This is a genomic window from Streptomyces endophytica (genome assembly GCF_026153355.1).
Classification (GTDB): domain Bacteria; phylum Actinomycetota; class Actinomycetes; order Streptomycetales; family Streptomycetaceae; genus Streptomyces; species Streptomyces endophytica.
Genome location: NZ_CP110636.1, coordinates 6,341,124 through 6,364,534, shown reverse-complemented (window position 1 = coordinate 6,364,534; position 23,411 = coordinate 6,341,124). Strand labels below are relative to the sequence as shown.

Below are 23,411 nucleotides of genomic sequence, written 5' to 3'. Positions count from 1 at the left end.
GTCGGGATGTTGGGACCATCCCCGCGGGTGCGGGGAGCAGATTCGCGAGGTCGGAGGCAGACCAACGCTCGCGGGACCATCCCCGCGGGTGCGGGAGGAGTCAACCTGTAGGTGGCTGATCAAATTGGGGAGGGGACCATCCCCGCGGGTGCGGGGAGCAGTTGCCGCCGGTGCGCGCCAGGTCCTTCAGGGCGGGACCATCCCCGCGGGTGCGGGGAGCAGCCGCCTGGTCCTCGTCCTCGTGCACCAGCTCCTCGGGACCATCCCCGCGGGTGCGGGGAGCAGCGCTCACCTTGGGGTCGACGTAGCGGTGCCCGGGGACCATCCCCGCGGGTGCGGGGAGCAGGACGCGTTCCTGGAGTTGGCGTGGGAGGGCGAGGGACCATCCCCGCGGGTGCGGGGAGCAGAGCGCTGCCGAGGGCACGCGCAACGGGAGGCTGGGACCATCCCCGCGGGTGCGGGGAGCAGCCAGTGCGGTCCTCCGTGCTGTCGGCCTTGCTGGGACCATCCCCGCGGGTGCGGGGAGCAGCCTGACTACGAAAAAGGGTCACGGCAGGATCGGGGACCATCCCCGCGGGTGCGGGGAGCAGTTCTTGTCCGGCGGGCAGGTCACCTCCGGGCCGGGACCATCCCCGCGGGTGCGGGGAGCAGTCGAGGAGCCCGGAGCCCCCACCGAGCAGGCGGGGACCATCCCCGCGGGTGCGGGGAGCAGCCGTGCCCGGTGCCGGCCGTGAGCCGGGACCATCCCCGCGGGTGCGGGGAGCAGCCGTGCCCGGTGCCGGCCGTGAGCCGGGACCATCCCCGCGGGTGCGGGGAGCAGCGCTCCTCTGGACTCGCGTCGGTCTCGGCGCTGGGACCATCCCCGCGGGTGCGGGGAGCAGCCTTCGTGACCTGCATTGTTATGCGTCAGCCGTGCCGATTTGAAGCACTTTCATCGAATCCGGCATTTGCGACATTCATGTCTAGTAACTCATTGCTGCCAAGCGTCACAACCGCGAAAGCGGGGCGGACCACCGGCACGCGGCGCAGTGGTCAGGTCGGGGGCATCTGCGCCGGGGGCGGAAAGCAGAGCAACGACTCCTGGTTGGTGGGACCAGCCCCGCGGGGAGGAAGCAAGCTTCGTGACCTGCACGGTTACGGGGCGACCTGCCGACCCCTTCTCCTCAACATCGTGCGGATCTTAGTTGGTTCGCGCCCAGCGCGTTGCTGTTGTCTCATTTGGGCCCCACTGGCGGGCGCTGGTGTGTATGCATACCGCATGACAGATGCGGGGGAGGCGTCGGTCCTGGGGGCAGGACTGACGAGAGCAGCTCGAGCTGCGTGGGCCAAGCATGATCGCGACGGTGAGGGTTGGCTGCCGTTGTGGCGGCACATGGAGGACAGTGCCGCGGTGGCGGGGCTGCTGTGGGATAGATGGTTGCCTTCAAGTGTCCAGTCGCTGGTAGCGGAGGCTCTCCCGCAGGGGTTGTCGGATGCTCGCGTCCTGGCGGTGTGGCTGGCAGCGGTGCACGACATTGGCAAGGCGACGCCGGCCTTCGCCTGTCAGGTGGATTCTCTGGCTGATCGCATGCGGGACGAGGGTCTGGAGATGAAGACCCGGCGTCAGTTCGGCACTGATCGGAAGCTGGCTGCTCATGGTCTGGCCGGCCAGGCCCTGCTGACCGAGTGGTTGGAGGAGAGTCACGGCTGGACGGGCAGGCAGGCGGCGCAGTTCGGGGTGGTGGTGGGTGGTCATCATGGTGTGCCTCCTGATCATCATCAGCTGAAGGATCTGTACGACCGTCCTGATCTGCTGCGGACTCCCGGTTCGTCGGAGGCTGCGTGGCGGGAAGTGCAGGAGTCTCTTCTGAGCGCCTGCGCAGATGTCTTCGGGGCGGCAGGCCGGCTGCAGGAGTGGCGGGCGGTGCGGTTGCCTCAGCCGGTTCAGGTGTTGTTGTCGGCGTTGGTGATCGTTGCTGACTGGATCGCCAGCAACCCGGAGCTGTTTCCTTACTTTCCGCAGGCTGCGGCGCAAACGGAGTCGGCCCGTGTGGCGGCGGCTTGGCTGGGGCTGCAGTTGCCGCCGCCGTGGGAGGCCGGTGAACCTGCGGATGATGTGGCGGGGTTGTTCGCTTCGCGGTTCGATTTTCCTGAGGGTGCTGGGGTGCGGCCGGTGCAGGAGGCGGTGGCAAGGCTTGCTCGCACGATGCCGCAGCCAGGGCTGCTGGTGGTCGAGGCGCCGATGGGAGAAGGCAAGACGGAGGCGGCCTTGGCGGCTGCTGAGATCCTCGCGGCGCGTTCCGGGGCCGGAGGTGTGTTCTTTGCGTTGCCGACCATGGCGACGGGCAATGCGATGTTTTCGCGGGTGGTGCGGTGGTTGAAGAGGCTGCCGGCGGAGGAGGGCGCGCGGGTCTCGGTGCAGCTGGCGCACTCCAAGGCGGCGTTGAACGAGGCGTTCGCTGGTCTGGAGCGGGCGAGTCGGCAGGCCCTTCGTGCGGTCGACGCGGATGGAGGCAGTGAAGACTTCCGGCCCGGTGTGGTGCGGGGGGATGCGTCTGCGGAGCTGGTGGCGCACCAGTGGTTGCGTGGGCGGAAGAAGGCGATGCTGTCGTCGTTCGTGGCCGGCACGGTGGATCAGCTGTTGTTCATGGGGCTGAAGAGTCGGCACTTGGCGCTTCGGCATTTGGCGATCGCGGGCAAGGTCGTGGTGATCGACGAGGCGCATGCCTATGACGCATACATGAACGTGTACTTGGACCGTGTGCTGTCGTGGCTGGGGGCATACGGGGTGCCGGTCGTGGTGTTGTCAGCGACGTTGCCCGCGTCGCGGCGGCAGGAGCTTGCTGAGGCGTATGCGGGGGCGGGGGCTGCCGGTTTCGGTGCGCTGGGCGAGCAGGATGCGTATCCGCTGGTGACAGCGGTGGCGGCGGGGCACGGACCTGTCGTGGATGCTCCTGGGGCATCGGGGCGTGAGGGCCGCGTGGAGCTTGAGCGGCTCGATGACGACCTTGAGCTGCTGGCTGGGCGGTTGGAGGAGGAGCTTGAGGGGGGCGGCTGTGTGCTGGTGGTGCGCAACACGGTCAAGCGGGTTTTGGCCACTGCACAGCTGCTGCGCGATCGGCTGGGGGATGCGCATGTCACCGTGGCGCACTCGGCTTTCGTAGATCTCGACCGTGCCGAGAACGACAAGGCGCTGGTCGACATGTTCGGCCCGCCTGAAACGTCAAAGGGGCGGCGGCCGGCGAAGCACGTGGTGGTGGCCAGCCAGGTGGCGGAGCAGTCCTTGGATGTGGACTTCGACCTGCTGGTGAGCGATCTGTGTCCGATCGACCTGCTGCTGCAACGGATGGGCCGTTTGCACCGTCATCAGCGCGGGGTGAAGGAGTCGGACCGGCCGGAGCGCCTGCGGGTGGCGCGGTGTCTGGTGACGGGAGCGGACTGGTCGGAGCCGGTTCCTGTGCCGGTGCGTGGCTCGGTGGCGGTCTATGGAGCGTATGCGCTGCTGCGGTCAGCGGCCGTGCTCGTGCGGCATGTGGAGGGTGAGCGGCGGCCGGTGCGTTTGCCGCAGGACATCAGTGTGCTGGTGCAGTCCGCCTATGGGCCGGAACCTGCCTGGTCGGGGCCGTGGGTTGCGGCCGTTGATGCCGCCCGCCTGAAGCATGAAGCGCATCGGGCGGATCAGATGGAGCGTGCGGGGCACTTCCGGCTGGGGGAGGTCGGCCGTGTCGGTCGGCCGCTGTTGGGTTGGGTGGCCGCGGGGGTGGGTGACGCTGACGATTCGCGTGCCGGGCGTGCGCAGGTGCGGGACAGTCGGGAGAGCCTTGAGGTCCTGGTCGTGCAGCGTCGCCAGGACGGCAGTCTGGCGACGCTGCCTTGGCTGGGAGAAGGTCGCGGTGGACTGGAGCTTGCGGTGGACCAGGTGCCGTCGCCGCGGGCAGCGAAGACAGCCGCGGCGAGCGGTCTGCGGCTCCCGCGCCAGTTTTCCGACCCGACGGTGATGGACCGCGCCATCGCCGAACTCGAGCAGTTTTACGTGGAGGCGTGGCAGCGCAAGGACAGCCCTTGGCTCGCCGGCCAGCTGATTCTTGTGCTCGACGGCGATTGTCAGTGCCAGCTGGCAGGCTACGCACTCCGATACAGCCGACGCGACGGTCTTGAGGTGACCCGTGCCTGACGAAAGCCCACCATCCGACGTCTTATCGTTCGACCTGACCTGCCAGCGGTGGCTGCCGGTGCAGTACCTCGACGGCACACCGGGCCTGCTGTCGATACGTGAGGTCTTTGAGCAGGCCGGCCAGGTGCGGCGGCTGATTGGGGACGTGCCGACACAGGAGTTCGCCCTGCTGCGGTTGCTCCTGGCCATGGTGCACGATGCCCTCCAGGGCCCGGCCGACATCGATGAGTGGGCGGACCTGTGGGCGGATGACGACTGCTTCGCCCCCTTGAGCGGCTACCTGGAGAAGCACCGCGGCAGACTCGACCTGCTGCACGCCACAGCCCCGTTCTTCCAAGTGGCGGGGCTGCGGACCGGCCGCGACGAGGTCTTCGACCTCAATCGGATCGTGGCTGACGTCCCCAACGGCGAGCCGTTCCTGAGCGCTCGGATGCCGGCCGTGGGCCGGATCGGTTTCGCTGAAGCAGCCCGGTGGCTCATCCACGCTCACGCCTACGACACCTCCGGCATCAAAACCGGTGTCGCCGGCGATGACCGCGTCAAAGGCGGCAAGGTCTATCCCCTCGGTGTGGGGTGGGCCGGCAACCTGGGAGGGGTCTTCGCCGAGGGTGCCACCCTGCGCGAGACGCTGCTGTTGAACCTGATCGCCGCCGATACCACCGACCTGCACGTCGGAAGTGATGATCGGCCGGCGTGGCGTCGCGAGGCGTGTGGTCCTGGAGCAACGGCGCAAGCAGCCCTTGCGCAGCGGCCGTCGGGCGTGCGCGACCTGTACACCTGGCAGACGCGCAGGCTCCGGCTGCACTTCGATGCAGAGGGCGTGCACGGTGTCGTGCTCGGCTACGGTGACCCGCTCACGCCCCACAACCGCCATGAGAGCGAGCCGATGACCGGCTGGCGGCGCAGCCAGGCGCAGGAGAAGAAGCGCGGCGAGGCGCTGGTCTATATGCCGCGGGAACATGATCCGGCTCGGCAGGCTTGGCGGGGGCTCGCGGCGCTGATCGCGGACCGGGTCCCCGGTACGGCGCAGGGCAGCGAGCCGGCTGCGTCGTTGCGGCCGGGGGTGCTCAGGTGGGTGGCGCGGCTGGCCACCGAGGGGGTCCTGCCACGGCGATACCTGATCCGGGCGCGGGTCGTCGGTGCGCTCTACGGCACGCAGCAGTCCGTTATCGACGACATCGTCGACGACCAGGTCGCCATGGCGGTGGTGCTGCTGCACCGTGAGCACGCCAACCACGCCAGCGTGGCGATCGGGGCGGTGACGGATGCCGAAGCGTGTGTGTCCGCGTTGGGGGACCTGGCGGGGGATCTCGCCCGGACCGCCGGCCGTGCGCCGGAGCCGGTGCGCGACGCCGCGCGGGAGGCCGGGTTCGGGGCGCTGGACGGCCCGTATCGGACCTGGCTCGCGGCTCTCGGCGAGGCTGAAGACCCTCACGAGCAGCGCACGGTCTGGCAGCGGGACGTCTACCGGATCGTGAGCAGGCTGGGGCGGCAGCTGCTGACCGGTGCGGGCGATGCCGCCTGGGAAGGCCGGATGGTGGAGAGCAAGAAGGGCTCTGTGTGGCTGAACTCTTCCCTGGCTGACCGATGGTTCCGCGGCCGCCTGAACACAGCCGTGGGCGCTGCCTTCAGCTCGGACGCTGAGGCTGCGGATGCAGCGGGCGGCACGTACGAATCCGATTCCGATTCCTCTTCCCCGAAGGTGCCCGTATGACCACCGTGGTTTCCCAGCCCGCTGCCCAGGCCCGGGCCTCCCGGGCAGCTGAGGCAGTCATCGTGCCTCTGCAGAAGGGCTACCTGGCCGACCACCCTTCAGCCGTCGCCGCGCTCGCGCAGCTGCGGCGCGGAGCCGGTAAAGAGTTCCAGCAGGTGCCGGACCTGTGGGGGCGCCTGGACCTGTCACCCCTGCATCACCAGTCAGCTGAAACGGCGCCACTGCGGGAGAGGGAGCTGACGTGGGCCGAGGACGCCGTGCACGTGGCCGTGACGCTGTGGGCCCTGCACCAGCAGTCCCGTAGCAGCGCGATGCACCGGCCCCACACCAAGGAGCTACCGACCGGGCTGGGAGCAGCGGTTCGACAGCTGGTACCGGACGACGAGCGAGGCGAACCGGTCCGCAAACGCTTCGTGCGGGTGGGGACTGCCGCCACGCTGCGCGAACTGGCCGACAGGCTCCGCGGCCTGGTTGTCCTTCTGCGCGGTGAGGACATCGCCGTGGACTACGCCCTGCTCGCCGGACAGCTCTACGCCTGGCAGCAGCCCGGCGGTCGCGACGCGGTGCGCCGCGCCTGGGGCCGTTCCTTCCAGGCCTACCGACCTCGCAGCGCCGCCGACAACGACAACAACGACAACAGCCTCGACAAGGACGCCTCGTGAACCGCATCTTTCTCGACGTACACGCCCTTCAGACCGTCCCGCCCAGCAACCTCAACCGCGACGACACCGGCGCTCCGAAGTCAGCTGTCTACGGCGGGGTGCCGCGGGCTCGAGTCTCCAGCCAGGCGTGGAAGCGCGCCACCCGTACCTACTTCACCGACGAGCAGCTCCTGGAGCCCTCTGAGCTGGGGGTGCGCACGAAAAAGGTCGCCGAGGTGCTCGCTGCGCGCATCACCGCCTTGGACTCCGCCATCAGCGGCACGGCGGCGCTGAAGCTGGCAGCCGAGGTCATCCAGAGCGCCACGGGTTCGAAGATCGAGGTGCCACAGCGTAAGCGCACCGAAAAGGAGGACGGCGCTGAGCCGGCGGCGCCGACGTCGAAGTACCTGATGTTCCTCAGTGCCCGGCAGCTCGACGGTCTCGCCCAGCTCGCGGTCGACGGCGCGGCCGACATCAAGACGTACCTGAAGGACAAGGAGAACAAGGCCCGCGCCAAGGAAATCGCCGACACCCTGCACTCGGTGGACATCGCCCTGTTCGGGCGGATGGTCGCCGACTCCGCCGACATCAACGTGGACGCCGCTGTGCAGGTCGCACATGCCATCAGCGTCCATCGTGTCGAGAACGAATCCGACTACTACACCGCCGTCGATGACAAGAACACCGACGCAGAGCCCGGCGCCGGCATGATCGGGACCGTCGACTTCAATTCCGCCACGCTCTACCGCTACGCCGCGCTCAACGTCCACCAGCTGCGCAACAACCTGGGGGAGGGACTGCGCGAAGATGAGCCGCTGACAACACCGGTGCGGCGCGCAGTGGAAGCCTTCGTGCACGGCTTCATCGCGTCACTGCCCACAGGCAAGATCAACACGTTCGGCAACCACACCCTGCCCGACGCAGTCATCGTCAAGCTGCGCACCACCAGGCCCGTCAGCTTCGCGTCAGTCTTCGAAGAGCCGGTACGCGGCGAGGACGGCGGATACGTCAAGGAAGCCTGCGAACGACTCGCTCAGTACGTGCCGTCGGTTGAGCGCGCCTACGGCGATGAGGACTCCACACAGACCTGGGTTCTGCGTGTGGGGGCCAGCACCGAAAAGCTCGCCGGGCTGGGGGAGGAGATCCCCAGCCTCACCACGCTTGTGACCTCCGTCGGGCAGGCCGTGGCTGACCACATGGAGCACGACGGATGAGTGTCCTGACCCTGCTGCTGGCGGGCCCCCTGCAGTCGTGGGGGCCTCGTCCCGCTTCACTCGCCGCACCACTGAAGCCGCACCCACCAAAAGCGGCGTGATCGGCCTGCTCGCCGCGGCCAAGGGCATCGACCGCAACGACGACGCCGGCCTTGCCGACCTGGCCGGCCTGCGCTTCGCGGTACGCATCGACCAACCCGGCACCCGCCAACGCGACTTCCAGACCGCCCACCACACCGTCACTGGTAAAGCGATGCCCCTGACCGAACGGTTCTACCTCTCCGACGCGGTCTTCGTCGCCGCCGTCGAGGGCAGCGAAACGCTCGTCCGCGAGCTTCACGACGCGCTGCGCGCCCCCGTCTACACGCCCTACCTCGGCCGCCGCTCCTGCCCACCGGCCCGCCCCGTCGACCTACAGCTCCATACCGATGCCGGCTTGCACAAAGCGCTGGAACTTGAGCCCTGGCAGGCGGCCCCCTGGTACCAGCGCATGCGGCACCGGGACGCACAGATCGACCTGGTGACCCTCATCGAAAGCCAAGACGGCACCGGCGACCACCTGCGGGACCAGCCGCTGAGCTTCTCCACCGCCCACCGCCGCCACATGCTGCGCACCTACACGACCAGCACGATCCGCGTGGCCAACCCCCTTAGCACCGCCGCGCGAGGAATCAAACGCCCTGCGGTATCGGCTCACGACCCGTTCAGCGCCCTGGAAGAGGAGAACGACTGATGCACCTGAGCCGTTTCCGCGTGAACACCGCACGCTCAGGTGCCCGACGGCTGCTCAGCTCCCCGCAGCGTCTACACGCCGCTGTCATGTCATCGTTCCCCAGCACGCTGCCCAGCGACACCAACGCCCCACGGGTCCTGTGGCGCCTGGACCGCAACGCACGAGCCGAAGTCTTCCTCTACGTGGTCAGCCCTGCACGACCCGACATGACACATCTGGTCGAGCAGGCCGGGTGGCCAGCAGCCGCAACCGACCCGGAAACGCCCGGCTGGCAAACCCGCTCCTACGCCCCCCTCTTGGACCGCCTGGCCGCGGGAGGCCAATGGGGATTCCGGCTCACTGCAAACCCTGTCCATCATGCCCGCCGCAAGGACGGTGAGCCGACCAAGCGAACCGCCCATCTCACCAACCACCACCAGCAACGATGGCTGCTGGAACGCCAGGAGCGGGCCGGCTTCCGCATCCTTGAAAAGGAAGCCGCCAACCGCTTGCTGCCGGCCGGCACCATGCACGGCGGTCACTCGCACCACGGTGACCGCTACCAGATGACGGTGCGCGACCGGCGCGATGTCGACTTCACCAAAGAACTTAGCACCAAGGCCCCCGTACGGCTGGTCACGGTGACCTACGACGGCTTACTCGAAGTCACCGACCCCGACGCGATGCGACGCACCCTCACCCACGGGCTCGGCAAGGCCAAGGCCTACGGCTGCGGTCTGATGACCCTCGCACCAGCACAGGGCAGGGCATGACCACCATCGCCAAACACGCCGTGCTGACACCTCGCCACCTCACCCGCACTCGCGACCGATTGTCGTTCCTCTACCTCGAACGCTGCACAATCCACCGGGAAGCCAACGCCCTGACCGCCGAGGACGCCGACGGCATCACCCACATCCCTTCCGCCGCCATCGGCACTTTGCTGCTCGGCCCGGGCACCCGCATCACCCACCAAGCCATGAGCGTCTTGGGCGAAAGCGGGGCAGCAGTGATGTGGGTCGGCGAGGCAGGCGTGCGCTACTACGCAGGAGGCAGAGCACTCACCCGCTCCTCCGCCCTGGCCGAGGCGCAAGCAACCCTGTGGGCCAATCGGCGCACCCGGCTGAGCGTTGCCCGGGCCATGTACCACCTTCGGTTCCCGGACGATGACCCCGCCGGCCTGACCCGCCAAGAACTCCTCGGACGCGAAGGACAACGCGTCAAAGACTGCTACCGCACCGAAGCCGCCCGAACCGGCGTCACCTGGCGCGGCAGACGTTTCACTCCAGGCGAGTTCACCAAGGCCGACCCGATCAACCAGGCCATCACCGCTGCGGCTCAGTGCATGTACGGCATCGCTCACGCTGTCATCGCCTCTCTCGGCTGCAGCCCCAGCCTCGGCTTCATCCACTCCGGGCACGAGCTTGCCTTCGTCCTGGACATCGCAGACCTCTACAAGACCCAGATCGGCATCCCCACCGCCTTCACCGTCGTCGCCGAAGACGACACCGACGTCGGCCCCCGAACGCGCAGAATGCTCCGCAACGAAATCAACCGCGCCGGCCTGCTCGACCGCTGTGTCAGCGACATCAAGCAACTCCTTGCCCCGGCCAACCCGACCGGCTCAGACCACCAAGGAGAAACGGACGAAGTCAGGCTGCAAACGGACGGGGGCCGAGAAGTCTGCGCAGGCCAGAACTACGCCGAGGCCAGCTGGTGACCGTCATCGTCCTCACCAACTGCCCACCAGGATTGCGCGGCTTCCTGACGCGCTGGATGTTCGAGATCTCCGCAGGCGTCTTCATCGGAAACCCTTCAGCCCGGATTCGCGAGATCTTGTGGGCAGAAGTCGAACAGTACGCAGCCACCGGCCGCGCCCTCCTTGCTCACTCGACCAACAACGAACAAGGCTTCACCTTCCAAACCATGGATCACGCCTGGCAACCCGTGGATCACGAGGGCGTCACACTGATGCGTCGCCCGAAAGCACCACCGGCCACCATCCCTCCAACTGGTTGGAGCAAGGCATCCAAACGACGCCGCTTCAAGCCATAGGAAAGGGGCTGAATGCCGGAAATGACCGACTCGGTGAAAGTGCTCGGTACGGGGGTGCCGCGCTGTAAAGCTGCTGCTCAGGAAGAGTGCTCCCCGCGCCCGCGGGGATGGTCCCAGCGAGGTATTCCGGCGGCCGGTCCAGGAATCGTGCTCCCCGCGCCCGCGGGGATGGTCCCCAGCGCAAAGCCGACCTCATCAACAACCAGCCGTGCTCCCCGCGCCCGCGGGGATGGTCCCGGCGAGTCCGTAGCTGAGATCAGCAAGCGTCTGTGCTCCCCGCGCCCGCGGGGATGGTCCCCAAGTGCTTTACTTGTTCGGACAGGCATCTGCTGTGCTCCCCGCGCCCGCGGGGATGGTCCCACGCCCGCACCAACGGCATGCCCCCGGAGCAGGTGCTCCCCGCGCCCGCGGGGATGGTCCCTCATCGAACTCGGTGTCACCGAGCCTGTTCGGGTGCTCCCCGCGCCCGCGGGGATGGTCCCCGATGAAGCCAGCTCCGCCCGTGACGAGCACCGTGCTCCCCGCGCCCGCGGGGATGGTCCCAGCTCAGCCTCGATGGCCTCCGCCCGGGCCTCGTGCTCCCCGCGCCCGCGGGGATGGTCCAAGACCGGCCAACTGCCCGGGTCGGTGTGGTCGGTGCTCCCCGCGCCCGCGGGGATGGTCCCGCGGCGAACTCCTCTTCCGAGGACACGGTCGGGTGCTCCCCGCGCCCGCGGGGATGGTCCCAACCCCTGGACCAGCTTCGCGGGCTGGTGCCGGTGCTCCCCGCGCCCGCGGGGATGGTCCCGCGAGGGGGCGGCCCTTCATCAGGCGCCCCGGGTGCTCCCCGCGCCCGCGGGGATGGTCCCTTGACCGCCTCTTTTGCGTGTTCGGGGCTCAGGTGCTCCCCGCGCCCGCGGGGATGGTCCCCCCAACGCAGTCGACCCGGACACGGCGGAACTGGTGCTCCCCGCGCCCGCGGGGATGGTCCCGGGAGCGCGATCACCGTCGGCGGCATGGACAAGTGCTCCCCGCGCCCGCGGGGATGGTCCCTTCCTGCCACGCGAGGGGAATGAGGAGCGCGAGTGCTCCCCGCGCCCGCGGGGATGGTCCCTTCCAGGCAGGAACGGCGGGTTGGCAGGTGGCGTGCTCCCCGCGCCCGCGGGGATGGTCCCCTCCACACCCGCGCGGTCAAGGCACACCAGGGGTGCTCCCCGCGCCCGCGGGGATGGTCCCCCCCCGCCTCTTGGACAGTGCGGACGACCCGGAGTGCTCCCCGCGCCCGCGGGGATGGTCCCGCGGTCCCCCGTCCCGCCCTTCGGCTCCGCCGTGCTCCCCGCGCCCGCGGGGATGGTCCCCGAATACGCAGGGAACGGCCGGTAACCCGTGGGTGCTCCCCGCGCCCGCGGGGATGGTCCAGAACCGCAAGAACAAGCCGGACGCGGACCGGGGTGCTCCCCGCGCCCGCGGGGATGGTCCCACCGACCACCTAAGCCACGCCAAGAACCGACGGTGCTCCCCGCGCCCGCGGGGATGGTCCCACGGCCAACGGCCGGGATTACGGGCACTTCGTGTGCTCCCCGCGCCCGCGGGGATGGTCCCTCGCGGTGGATGGAGGCGGAGGCGGAGTTGTTGTGCTCCCCGCGCCCGCGGGGATGGTCCCGCGCCCTGTACCGGGCCATCACGGGCAACCGTGTGCTCCCCGCGCCCGCGGGGATGGTCCCACCACGTACCGCGTCGAGATGTACCTCCACTAGTGCTCCCTGCGCCCGCGGGGATGGCCCCAGCTCATCCGTGGTGGGCTGGAGCTGATCGGTGTGCTCCCCGCGCCCGCGGGGATGGTCCCGAGAATGGCGTTCAGGGCGGTGTCGACTTCGGGTGCTCCCCGCGCCCGCGGGGATGGTCCCCTTGCCGCGCTGTCCATCGTCCCCGTCCCCGTGTGCTCCCCGCGCCCGCGGGGATGGTCCCTCGGGGCAGCCAGCAACGCTGCATACTCGCCAGTGCTCCCCGCGCCCGCGGGGATGGTCCCGTGAACACGAACCTCTCCTACGCCATCGAGACGTGTTCCCCGCGCCCGCGGGGATGGTCCCTCCCCGCCATGGGCAAGAAGATCACCCACACCGTGCTCCCCGCGCCCGCGGGATGGTCCCGAGTTCCGCGCCTGGGACGAAACCCGGCCGCTGTGCTCCCCGCGCCCGCGGGGATGGTCCCACCGAGTACGTGATCCGGGCGTCCTCCGTCCGGTGCTCCCCGCGCCCGCGGGGATGGTCCCTGCCAACCATCCAGGGTCTCTGCGCGGATGCCGTGCTCCCCGCGCCCGCGGGGATGGTCCCCCTCCATCGCCGCCGCCAAATCCTGGGCTTCCGTGCTCCCCGCGCCCGCGGGGATGGTCCCGCGGACCACGTCATCTGAGGTTCCAGATCGCAGTGCTCCCCGCGCCCGCGGGGATGGTCCCGCAGCTGGGCAGAGCACAGCCGGGCCGGGTATGTGCTCCCCGCGCCCGCGGGGATGGTCCCACCCACGCCGGCCGCCACCTCACCTGCCACTGGTGCTCCCCGCGCCCGCGGGGATGGTCCCGTTCGCCGTCAGACTGAGGCGGGCGTCCGTAGGTGCTCCCCGCGCCCGCGGGGATGGTCCCAGCATCGCCTCTCATCACCAACCGCCAAGGAAGTGCTCCCCGCGCCCGCGGGGATGGTCCCCCAAGCTTCCTCCTCAGCGATCGGGTCCTGGAGTGCTCCCCGCGCCCGCGGGGATGGTCCCCAGTGGAGCATGATCCGGTCCGTGGCACAGAAGTGCTCCCCGCGCCCGCGGGGATGGTCCCTCCGACCTCCGCCGCGAACTCGCCGAGGTACAGTGCTCCCCGCGCCCGCGGGGATGGTCCCAGCCCTTCTGTCACCAACGAGCAGATCACTTAGTGCTCCCCGCGCCCGCGGGGATGGTCCCGCGGTACCCCTTCAGGTCCTGGTCCCGCTGGAGTGCTCCCCGCGCCCGCGGGGATGGTCCCTCGTCGCGTAGCTTCTCCGCCACGGTGATGGCGTGCTCCCCGCGCCCGCGGGGATGGTCCCCTGGTGTGCAGCTGGGCCTGGGTGTACCGGTTGTGCTCCCCGCGCCCGCGGGGATGGTCCCTTCGCGATGTTCGCGGCGTTCTCGACGCCTTCGTGCTCCCCGCGCCCGCGGGGATGGTCCCGCCTCCCTGGAACCGGTGCCGTCCCAGTAGCTGTGCTCCCCGCGCCCGCGGGGATGGTCCCTTCATCTGGGCCGTGCAGCCGATGAGGTGGAAGTGCTCCCCGCGCCCGCGGGGATGGTCCCGCGCAGGACATGGCGCGGTCACGGTGCCCCGTGTGCTCCCCGCGCCCGCGGGGATGGTCCCTCGGCCGCACCCTCGACTACCAGTGGCCATACGTGCTCCCCGCGCCCGCGGGGATGGTCCCGTCCCGTTCCGCGGCAAGCCGAGGATGCGTGCGTGCTCCCCGCGCCCGCGGGGATGGTCCCTCTGCGGTGAACATGGTCGCGTCCGGCATCCAGTGCTCCCCGCGCCCGCGGGGATGGTCCCCCCGCACCCGCCTCGACCAGGCCTTCGGGATCGTGCTCCCCGCGCCCGCGGGGATGGTCCCTGGAACGTCGCCCACAGGGGACGAGCAGGGAGGGTGCTCCCCGCGCCCGCGGGGATGGTCCCATGGCACGCTCGGAGTCGTCGGCCTCCGCCTCGTGCTCCCCGCGCCCGCGGGGATGGTCCCGGGCCGCTGATGCCGACGGATCAGCCGCCGGTGTGCTCCCCGCGCCCGCGGGGATGGTCCCGTGCTGCAGGGGCAGCGTGGCGGCGAGGGGCGGTGCTCCCCGCGCCCGCGGGGATGGTCCCACCGGCGACGTACTCGGGCCACGCCTGTAGCAGTGCTCCCCGCGCCCGCGGGGATGGTCCCAGGTTGGCGTCCCACGGGGCGACGCCGGTGCAGTGCTCCCCGTGCCCGCGGGAATGGTTCCACCGGCCCGGCAGTCCCCGGCCGTGGTCGGGGGTGCGCTCCCCTAGGCATGCCTGGCTCTGTTCACGTCGCAGAGCAGCGTTTCGATAGCAGTTCGGGAGGCACTTGCCTCTCCGGATGTTCACGAGAACGGGCAGCAGCACGGTGGTGACCGGCGGGACGCAGTCTGCTGCTGCTCGGCCGGACGGGGCCAAAGCGCTGGCTACGGCCTGTTCTCGTGTGCGTTCGAGGGCTTGCGGAGCTCGGTTGAGGGGTGCCCACCTCATCCGCCGCTGGGCGGTTGCCGGTTGGCGTAGTAGTAGAGGGCGAGGTCGTCCGGGTGGTGGACGCGTTCCTCGGTGCCGCCGATCTCCTTGAGGATGAGGTGGGTCTTGTCGAGCGGGTGCTGGGTGATGAGCCAGGGGTTATTGTCACTCTCCTGCCAGACCTGGGCCCACACCTTGTCTCCGACGCGGACTTCGCCGCCGTCCTTCGTGCTGAATTTTGATGCCATGGACCGTGCATACCCGCATTCCACGCATCCGGCTCGGCATCATCCCGCCGCCCCATCCTTGAACATGGGGCGCCGGGGTCAAACCGGCACGCCGTGACCCAGCACCGTGTACCCCCTATGGCACTGCGGCGCGGACAACGCGTGATGTCCGCTGTTGGACTAGCACCAGCAACTGGCACCCGCCGGGTGCCGCGAGCGACACTCCGTCGGCGGGAGACGGTGACCGCGGCTGCCTGTTCGTGTTGAAGAGCCGCGCCGAAGCCTTCCAGCCCCTCGTCCGCCATAGTCACGCCAGCGACCACGAACGCAGCGCTGCCTCTCCTGCTTATGCCCCAACAAGGAGACGCCGCGCGCCGTCTCCTGGACTACGTCGATCAGGACGTCGGCTGCCGTCGGTTCGCTCTCGGGGTCGTGTGGGGCGGGTGGAGCGAGGGGACTCGGTTGTTCGGTAAGCATGTGAGTATTCGCCGATCGCGGTCGCCGTCGGCGTACCCGGGAGGTATGCGCAGACCTGGGGTAGGGTCGCCAGCCGAGATTTGAGAGACCGCTATCGGGGCGAACTCGTTTCGAATGCAGTGGAGTTGGGGTCAGCCTTCTGGCAGCGCGCGGCACGACGGAAGAGATGGGGCGTGCTAGCCCTACTGGTGGCTGCAGGGTTGTGGGCCTGGCTCATCTACCTGCTGGCTGTGCCGTATTCAGCCGGCGGCGACCACCAGTGCGCGGCGCTTCTCTTCCGTGACCTGACGCCGTCCGAGCAATGTCTGCAACCCCGTCCTTGGTGGGAGATGCTCGGTCTTCTGGGTGTAGCGGTGCCCATGTCTGTCGTGGGGGCCAGCCTGTACGTTGCCGGATCAGTTAGCCAGTCACTCTGGTATCACCTGCAGATGGTTCGGCACTTTGAAGGGCAAGAAGCGGGCGCGGATTCTAACTGAAGCTTCGCTCTCATCGCGGTCGGCATTCAAAAGAACAGCTCGCTGCTGACCTTTCGGCCATCACATGCCGCCCTCGGAGAATTCGTTGTGCCGCTCCTGTGTTGGGGGTAACGTCGGACAGCGGTGGGCGGTTCTCACCAAGAGATCGCTGATGCCGTCACAGGAATTCAAGACTCTGCACCGCGACGCTGGCCTCGCTTCAGTTCCTCCGCTTCCACACTTCCCGTAGCGTCGACGTCAAGAGCGACAGCATTGCAATGCACTTCCACGACAAGGGGCGGGTTCCTTGGAGTTCACGCTTATCAGGCGCCGGGGCTAGCTATGTGACGTTTCCCCGGTCGTATCGGGCGTCGTGTCCACCGTCGCATCGGTGTACGCGCTTGAGGACGACACCCCCGCCGGCCCATAACGCCAGGTCAGACCCACTGCGAGCCACCGCTGGGTGCGGCCGACTGTTTATCGGTGCAGTCAGGCATCCCGATCTACTTGTGACCACCCCGGCCCGCGCCTTGCGGCCATGCCGGCGTCTGACTTCACCACTTCGCCTGGCGTAGCCAGCCCTGACTGCTTCTTCTGTCTTTCTGTAGCCCTGGCTGCAGAAGCCTGCAGTTCCGGACGCCTTGGAGGGCGGCGGCGCCCGAGCGAAGCTACGGGTGCCGCCGTGCCGCCGTGCCGCCGTGCCGCCGTGCCGCCGTGCCGCCGTGCCGCCGTGCCGCCGTGCCGCCGTGCCGCCGTGCCGCCGTGCCGCCGTGCCGCCGTGCCGCCGTGCCGCCGTGCCGCCGTGCCGCCGTGCCGCCGTGCCGCCGTGCCGCCGTGCCGCCGTGCCGCCGTGCCGCCGTGCCGCCGTGCCGCCGTGCCGCCGTGCCGCCGTGCCGCCGTGCCGCCGTGCCGCCGTGCCGCCGTGCCGCCGTGCCGCCGTGCCGCCGTGCCGCCGTGCCGCCGTGCCGCCGTGCGCCTGGGAAAGGGTCGTGAACGCCGCGAGCCACGACGCCTTGCGTCGCGCTTTCGCGAATTTCCCTAAATCCCCGTCGTGAATTCGCGAGAATTCCAGCATTGTCAAGCCGGAATCCAGCTTCAAGCGCGGTGCGCGTCGAGCTATATTTGAATTGTTCCCGGGAAGTGGGAATTAGAAAACCCCCCCGATTTATTTGCGGAGATATCCGCGCCTGGGTGGAGTGCGGCCAAAAACGAGCTGGCACCTCGTCAGCTGGTCAACGCCGTCACGTCAGCCGCCCGAGCCAAACAGCGCCACCCGCAAGTCATCGCGCGGCGCAGGCGCGCCCCCCACGTACGCACGGAAGACGGAGCAGACCCCCATGTGCCATGAGGCAGACGACAACGCCCCTGCTATCCCGCGCATTCCGCGCCCCAGGAAACCGCTGGAGTCCATGCCTGAACCGCCCCGGCGCCCCATCGTTCCTCCCCAAGCGCCGCCCGCTGACAAGTAACTCACCTGCCACCTTCGCGACGCACAGATCGGAGTCACACATGACCACGCAGCCCCAACCGGGACCCGCCGCCACTTCTTCCGCCTCCCCGCAGGCGAAGGCGCGCCCCGGTGAGCTGCGATCGAGGATCGCGCAAATCCTTGCTGCGAACACCGCAATGGAGTTCAGCGTCACGGAACTGGCCAAAATGCTGGGGCATTCCGGCGGAGCGGTCGGCAACGCGTGCGAGACCCTGGTGTGCCGCGCCGAGGCGGAACGGGTCGGCGAGAAACCGCGCCGGTATCGGGCAACCGCCAAAACCGGCTCAGCAGCACAGGCCGCCGTACCACCGCAACCCGGTCCAACTCTCACCTCCCCGAATCCACGCCAGACGACCTCGCAGGCGCCCACGCCCCCGCCGAGCGGGCGACCGCAGCCGATTACCCGCCCAAACGGCCAGCGCTACCACCCCAGGGCACTGGCACAGCTCCCAGATGTCGAAGCGCTGCGCAGGTTGCGCGAGGCGGGCGTGGCGGTGTTGTTGTACGGGCCGCCGGGGACGGGGAAGACCTCGCTGATCGAGGCGGCGTTCCCGGACCTCATCACGGTCGCGGGAGACGGTGACACCACGGTCGGCGACCTGGTCGGTGAGTACACCCAGGACGAGAACGGTGGCTACGAGTTCGTCTACGGGCCGCTGGTCACCGCCATGCAGGAGGGACGTGCCCTGCTCCTGGACGACGCGACGCTGATCTCGCCGAAGGTGCTGGCCGCTTTGTATCCCGCAATGGACGGGCGGCGTCAGATCCAGGTGAAGGCGCACAAGGGCGAGACCATCACCGCCGCCGACGGCTTCTACGTGATCGCCGGTCACAACCCCGGCGTACACGGAGCGGTCCTGACCGAGGCCCTCGCCTCACGGTTCAGCGTGCAGATCCAGGTCGGATCGGACTACGACCTGGCCGCAGCCTTGAAGATCAACAGCACGGCGGTACGTATCGCCCGCCGCCTCGCCACCAGTCAGCGCGCGGGCGAACTGGGATGGGCGCCACAACTACGGGAGTTGATCGCCTTCCAGAAGATCGCCGATGTCCTGGGCACCGAGGCGGCCTTCGCCAACCTGGTCGGCATCGCGCCCCTGGAAGACCGTGACACGGTCGCCGAGATCGTCACCAAGGCAGTCGGCAGGCCGGTTACCGCCCTGGCCTTGGGCCGACAGCTCTGACTTCCCGGGGCCCGGCATCGCCGCGCCGGGCCCCACAGGCCCACCCCTCAGGGCCACCTCGACCCCACCCCACGCCACCCTCCCCGTACGAAGGGAACGACCTGCCATGTCTGCACAGTTGCACCACCACGTCCAGCCTGTACCACCCGCCCTGACCGAAGCTGAGCGGGAGGCCCACCGCTGGGAGGACGATGGCGGACTTATCCCCGAACCGCGCCCCTCCGCACAAAGCGACCACTGGCTGCGCATCGGCGCCGCCCTGAGCCAGCGCCTCCCCGAACTCACCGGGCGCCACGACGTGATCGTCACCTGCCAGCACGGAACGCGCTCCGGTGCCCCGGCGGCGTTCTACCCCACCTCGGCCGACCTTGAGATCGACGCAGCCCTCTTTGCCCCGCTGAATCCCGCAACCATTCACCCGGCCCGCCACGGCGACGAGGACCGCTACCCGGTGGCCTGGGGCGCCTTCGTCCACGAGGCCGCCCACGCCGCCCACAGCCGCTGGAACACCCCGGCCCCACTGCTCGGTACCGCCCTGGACAAGGCGGGGCAAGTCCTGGAGGAATCCCGCGCCGAACACGCCCACCTCCGTCGCCGCCCCGGCGACCGACGCTACCTGCGAGCCACCATCCGCACCCTGGTCCTGGACGACTTCACCAGCCAGACCCCCACCGACCGGTGGCAGGCGGCTTACGCGGCCGGGCTGATCCTCGCCCGCCGGGACGCCGGAGTCCTGGACCCGGACGAGACCGAAACTTTGGAGACCACCGTCACCGGCATCCTCGGCCCCGACCTGCTCCAAACCCTCACCGGGATCTGGACCGCTGCCCACCACACCGGCGACGAGGACGAGAAGACGATGATGGAACACGCCCGAGCCTGGTGCCAGGCCCTCGGCACAGAACCCGAGGCACCGGAACCAGTCCCGGATCCGGCAAGCGGACGCAAGGGCGAACTGGCCGAGGCGATCGGCAAGGTCATCGGCCACGTACGGGCGAACGAGGCCGCGCAGGCCGCTGCCGAAGCGCAGGTTGCGGCCGCCCGCACCGCCCGCGCCCAGGCCAAGGCCACCCAGGCCCAGCATGCGCGGCAAGCCGCGAAGATCGCCGAGAAGGTCTTCGCCCCGGGAGGACGCCCGTACACCCCTGGCAAACCGGCGAACAGTCGCCGACGGTCGCCGGTGACCGGCACCCGGCTCCCGACCTCGGGCGAGAAGGCCGCCGCCGGGCAACTGGCGCGAGCACTGCGGGCGGCCGCCTACCGGGAACGCACCGCCATCACCACCGCCTCGGCCGCCCCGCCCGGACGCCTCAACATGCGACAGGCCCTGGCCCGGGACGCACAACGAGCCGCAGGCGTCACCCCGACCGCAACCCCCTGGACGCACACCGTGCACCGACCCAGCCCCACGCCACCGCTCCGCGTCGGAATCGCGGTAGATGTCTCCGGCTCAATGGACGCGGCGACCAGCCCGATCGCCTCGGCCGCCTGGATCGTCGCCAAGGCCGCCGCCCTCACCGACCCCGACTCACGCTGCGCAACCGTCGCCTACGACCACGCCATCACCGCGATCACCTCGCCAGGGCGTGCCCCAAGGCACGTCACACAGTTCAGCGCGAGGGGCCTGGGGCACAGCCTCGCCGAAGCCATCGACGCCCTCTCAGCCGGCCTCGGCCTCGCACAGCCAGGAGCCGGCCGCCTGCTGGTCGTTGCCTCCGATGGCCTGTACGCGCCTCACGAGGCCGACCGCGCCGCCGAACGCATCACTGCCCTACGGCAAGCGGGGTGCGCCGTGCTGTGGCTCGCCTTCGCACCCGACCCTCAACCACTCCCCGGCGCCACTCTGCTTGAACTGACCGACCCGGCCCAAGCCGATGCGGCGATCGGCCAGGCTGCCGCCTCAGCCCTGGGCAAAGCCAACGCCTGACCTCAGGGGGCGTCCCTGGCCAACGCCGGGGGCGGCCCTCACTCGCCTCCGCCCAGCATGGCCCCATCCGGAACAGTGCGTGTGAGGGCTTCTCGAAGGAGAGGCGCTACGTCCGGCGATGCGCTCCAATCGGCTCAGTGCGTGGCTCCGCCGGCTACCGGGCCTGCCTATGCATCGGGTGCTTGCACCTATGTACGCTGCTTCAGTTTTTGCGTAGCGAGGCGGACAGTACGGTGTTCGTTTCCGTTCAGGCGGTGCAAGAAGATCCACCGGCCGTCCTCGTGTGCAGCGGTGAACGCGGAGGCGGTTCGCGTGGCGCCGATGTGCGTCGGTCCGTGACGAACCCATGTGAGGGGCGGGCCCCCAAGCACGCGGTCCACCAGGCCAACCCGAGCCGGGCGACTGGGCGAGGGGTGGCCCATAGCCCGCCTGCAGGCAGGATCGGTCCCGACCGAGGTTGGAGTACTGCGTGGTCCCCACAGGACAGGTGGCTGTCTTGTCATGTGTCCGCATGCAAGCGTTGGGGTTTGAAATACCTGCCGCGGTGGGGGTCGTGTCTCGTTTGGTGACCGGCGACCATCGGCTTCAGTCCTTCGCTGTCGTGGAGGACCCCGGGTTTGGAGGCAAGCTCTGGCAGGCCTGTTTCGTTTGCTGACATGGCGCTGGGGGCTGGGTTGATCCCCTTTGAGGTATCACCAGAGACGCGATCACGGGGCGCGCTCTCGTCGACCACTTTGGGTGTCGGCCAGGTTCTAGTAGTGCTTTGTTAGCTGGTCTTGTCGCGGTTGGTGTTCGGTAGTTCGCTGGCTGTATGAGGGCTGGGGAGCTTGCCGGGTGTCGTCAGCGGTTGGAGGAGTTCGCTGGGGAGGTGTTCGCGCCGTTGGTGCGGCGTGATCAGCGGGCCAAGGGCGGGTTGTATCTGCGGGGTCTGTTGCTGGACGGGCGGCGGAAGTCGATGCAGCCGATGGCCGGGCGTCTGGGGATCGATCACCAGCAGTTGCAGCAGTTCATGACGTCCTCGACCTGGCCGGTCGATCAGGTGCGGGCCCGTCTGGCATGGCGGGCGGTTGCCGTGGTGCGGCCTGAGGTGTGGGTGGTGGACGACACCGGCTTTCCCAAGGACGGAACGGCCTCACCAGGGGTGGCCCGGCAGTACTGCGGCACCTTGGGGAAGGTCGGCAACAGCCAGATCGGGGTCAGTCTCCACGCCGCCTTCGATACGGCCTCGTGCCCCCTGTCGTGGAGGCTGTTCCTGCCCCTCTCATGGGATGGACCCGATGCGGTGGCCCGCAGGAACAGCTGCCGCATCCCCGCCAGCGAACACCATCGTCCCAAGTGGCGGCTCGCGCTGGAGATGCTCGACGAGCTGGCCGGCATCGGTCTGCGGCCTGCCGCACTGGCGGCAGATGCCGGATACGGCGCCAACGCCGACTTCCGCCGTGGTCTGGAAGACCGTGGGCTTGGCTACGTCCTTCAGGTGAAAGGCGAGATGATCGCCTACCCCAAGGATGCCGAACCACATCAGCCCCCCTACGGCGGACTTGGTCCCAGGCCGCTGCCTCGCTACCGCACCCGCCCGGTCTCCTTACGCGAACACGTCCTGGCCGCAGGCCGCCCCCAGGGCCGGACCGTGGTCTGGCGCAAGGGCTCCAAAGCCGCGGTGAGCTCGCACTTCGTGCTGGTGCGGGTCCGCCTGGCGGGACGGCGGCCCAAGCCGGCCTCCGACGGCACGATCCCCCTGGCCTGGCTGATCGCCCAGTGGCCCGACGGCGAAGACGAGCCGGTGAAGTACTGGATCTCGAACCTTCCCACCGACCTTCCTGCCAAAGACCTCGTCCGCCTGGCAAAGTCCCGCTGGCGCATCGAACACGACTACCGCGAGATGAAGACCGCACTGGGCCTGGACCACTTCGAAGGCCGATCCTTTGCCGGCTGGCACCGGCACGTCACCCTCGTCACCGCCGCCCACCTGTTCCTGACCGAACAGCGGAGGAGCCCAAAAGTCCCTGCCAGGGCCTGACTCTCTACCAGGCCCTGGACCTCCTCCAACACCTGCTGGCCACCTGGACCGGCACCTGCCCCACCTGCCACCAACCCACCCCATGGCAGCCCTACGACACCACCTAACAAAGCACTACTAGAAGGAGTCGGGGCAATCCGTGGAGAGCGAGCCCTGCTACTCACCTGAGCAAGCCCCAAGCGCGGACCCACTGCTGCTCAGACGGCCTGAGGAGCTCACTCAGCGGAGTGGAGGTCAATGTCGAAGGAGTACAGGTCGCTGTCGCCGTCACCGTCCAACCATCTGCCATAGCGCCGCCGGGAGACGGTGAAGCTGGTCCGTGCTGTCAGCGTGAACCGCTGTACGGTCAGCGGCACCTGCAGCACGGCGGCAGAGAGTCGAGAACCGTCACGCAGGCTGCCGCCCGGAGGGCTGGAGTATCGCCAGGAGAAGGCGTTGGTACCGAGCCCGTAGGCGGTTATCACAGGCTGGAGTTTGGTGAATACCACCTGCCGCGCGATACCTCCCAAGCCGACGCCCATATTCATGAACTGGAACTGCGGGGTGACCGTGTAGCTGCGGGTCGATTCCACCGGCGACGATTCGTCGAGGGGCACCAGGCTGTATGCAGTAATGCTGGGTTCTAGGGACTCGAACTTAACATCAGCCCGGTGGAAGGTACGCCCTGTATCCGGCCATTCGAAGGTGTAGGGGAAGGCTGCGAGATACATCTTCCACCGTTGCGGGTTCGGCAGCAGGTGTACTTCCGTTTCCTGGTCGGTGCTGTTGGACGGCGGCAAGTAAGCGATCCGCGGTGCGCCGTACCTCACTGTGCCTTCCACCAGGGTCCGTCTGGGGGCGTCGTCTCCGCGCAGTGTTTCCTCTGTGAGGATCAGTTCTTTGGTCGCCACTGGTTCGAACGCCTCATCATCGCGGAATTCTTGAGCATCCATCCCGGTT

The 23,411-nt window shown here is 68.9% G+C and carries 12 protein-coding genes, 2 pseudogenes and 3 CRISPR repeat arrays (1 of these 17 only partly in view); of the genes and pseudogenes, 11 read left to right on the top strand and 3 right to left on the bottom strand.

The window, feature by feature from the left end:
* Nucleotides 1-881: direct repeats of the CRISPR family, unit length 29 nt; unit sequence GGGACCATCCCCGCGGGTGCGGGGAGCAG; it reaches 1,392 nt to the left of the window's first position.
* A gap of 20 nt (nucleotides 882-901) precedes the next feature.
* From cas3 to cas2e, 8 genes and pseudogenes are all read left to right on the top strand, one after another.
* Complete coding sequence (gene cas3 / locus OJ254_RS28370; protein WP_341483788.1) at nucleotides 902-4,153, top strand: CRISPR-associated helicase Cas3'; 3,252 nt, start codon at nucleotides 902-904, stop codon at nucleotides 4,151-4,153.
* Nucleotides 4,146-5,867, top strand: coding sequence for a type I-E CRISPR-associated protein Cse1/CasA (gene casA / locus OJ254_RS28365; protein ID WP_265364649.1), 1,722 nt, complete (start codon nucleotides 4,146-4,148; stop codon nucleotides 5,865-5,867). The genes cas3 and casA overlap by 8 nt, the downstream gene beginning before the upstream one ends.
* A gap of 62 nt (nucleotides 5,868-5,929) precedes the next feature.
* A complete protein-coding gene (casB, locus tag OJ254_RS28360; RefSeq protein WP_265364648.1) occupies nucleotides 5,930-6,529 on the top strand; it encodes a type I-E CRISPR-associated protein Cse2/CasB in 600 nt (199 codons plus the stop codon).
* A complete protein-coding gene (cas7e, locus tag OJ254_RS28355; RefSeq protein WP_265364647.1) occupies nucleotides 6,526-7,722 on the top strand; it encodes a type I-E CRISPR-associated protein Cas7/Cse4/CasC in 1,197 nt (398 codons plus the stop codon). Before casB ends, cas7e begins: the two co-directional genes overlap by 4 nt.
* Nucleotides 7,719-8,455 (top strand): annotated as a pseudogene (gene cas5e / locus OJ254_RS28350) (type I-E CRISPR-associated protein Cas5/CasD). The gene cas7e and the pseudogene cas5e overlap by 4 nt, the downstream one beginning before the upstream one ends.
* Entirely contained in the window at nucleotides 8,455-9,207 is a 753-nt protein-coding gene (gene cas6e, locus OJ254_RS28345) for a type I-E CRISPR-associated protein Cas6/Cse3/CasE (RefSeq protein ID WP_265364646.1), read from the top strand. The pseudogene cas5e and the gene cas6e overlap by 1 nt, the downstream one beginning before the upstream one ends.
* Nucleotides 9,204-10,154 (top strand): type I-E CRISPR-associated endonuclease Cas1e, encoded by a 951-nt coding sequence (gene cas1e, locus OJ254_RS28340; RefSeq protein WP_265364645.1) that lies wholly within the window; start codon nucleotides 9,204-9,206, stop codon nucleotides 10,152-10,154. The genes cas6e and cas1e overlap by 4 nt, the downstream gene beginning before the upstream one ends.
* The gene (gene cas2e / locus OJ254_RS28335; protein ID WP_265364644.1) at nucleotides 10,151-10,489 is read left to right on the top strand and encodes a type I-E CRISPR-associated endoribonuclease Cas2e; all 339 of its coding nucleotides are present in this window, start codon (nucleotides 10,151-10,153) and stop codon (nucleotides 10,487-10,489) included. The genes cas1e and cas2e overlap by 4 nt, the downstream gene beginning before the upstream one ends.
* A gap of 86 nt (nucleotides 10,490-10,575) precedes the next feature.
* Nucleotides 10,576-12,558: direct repeats of the CRISPR family, unit length 29 nt; unit sequence GTGCTCCCCGCGCCCGCGGGGATGGTCCC.
* A gap of 91 nt (nucleotides 12,559-12,649) precedes the next feature.
* Nucleotides 12,650-14,449: direct repeats of the CRISPR family, unit length 29 nt; unit sequence GTGCTCCCCGCGCCCGCGGGGATGGTCCC.
* A 261-nt stretch (nucleotides 14,450-14,710) separates the two neighbouring features.
* Here the strand turns inward: cas2e and OJ254_RS28330 are convergent.
* On the bottom strand, nucleotides 14,711-14,941 hold the full coding sequence (locus OJ254_RS28330) for a hypothetical protein (RefSeq protein WP_265364643.1): 231 nt from the start codon (nucleotides 14,939-14,941) through the stop codon (nucleotides 14,711-14,713).
* A 2,507-nt stretch (nucleotides 14,942-17,448) separates the two neighbouring features.
* Between OJ254_RS28330 and OJ254_RS28325 the strand changes: the two genes are divergently transcribed.
* Both OJ254_RS28325 and OJ254_RS28320 read left to right on the top strand, forming a co-directional pair.
* Nucleotides 17,449-18,525, top strand: a complete 1,077-nt coding sequence (locus OJ254_RS28325; RefSeq protein ID WP_265365345.1) for an AAA family ATPase — start codon at nucleotides 17,449-17,451, stop codon at nucleotides 18,523-18,525.
* Nucleotides 18,526-18,631: 106 nt separating this feature from the next.
* Nucleotides 18,632-20,452: a VWA domain-containing protein gene (locus tag OJ254_RS28320; RefSeq protein WP_265364642.1), complete on the top strand. Its 1,821-nt coding sequence runs from the start codon at nucleotides 18,632-18,634 to the stop codon at nucleotides 20,450-20,452.
* 505 nt (nucleotides 20,453-20,957) lie between these two features.
* On the opposite strand, the pseudogene OJ254_RS28315 reads toward OJ254_RS28320, so the two are convergent.
* A pseudogene (locus OJ254_RS28315) lies at nucleotides 20,958-21,104 on the bottom strand (IS5/IS1182 family transposase); the annotation flags it as partial.
* 159 nt (nucleotides 21,105-21,263) lie between these two features.
* On the opposite strand from OJ254_RS28315, the gene OJ254_RS28310 reads away from it, so the two are divergent.
* Nucleotides 21,264-22,472: an IS701 family transposase gene (locus OJ254_RS28310; protein WP_265364641.1), complete on the top strand. Its 1,209-nt coding sequence runs from the start codon at nucleotides 21,264-21,266 to the stop codon at nucleotides 22,470-22,472.
* Between the two features lie 215 nt (nucleotides 22,473-22,687).
* Here OJ254_RS28310 and OJ254_RS28305 read toward each other — a convergent pair whose 3' ends face one another.
* Nucleotides 22,688-23,404, bottom strand: a complete 717-nt coding sequence (locus OJ254_RS28305) for a hypothetical protein (RefSeq protein WP_265364640.1) — start codon at nucleotides 23,402-23,404, stop codon at nucleotides 22,688-22,690.
* Nucleotides 23,405-23,411 lie beyond the last annotated feature (7 nt).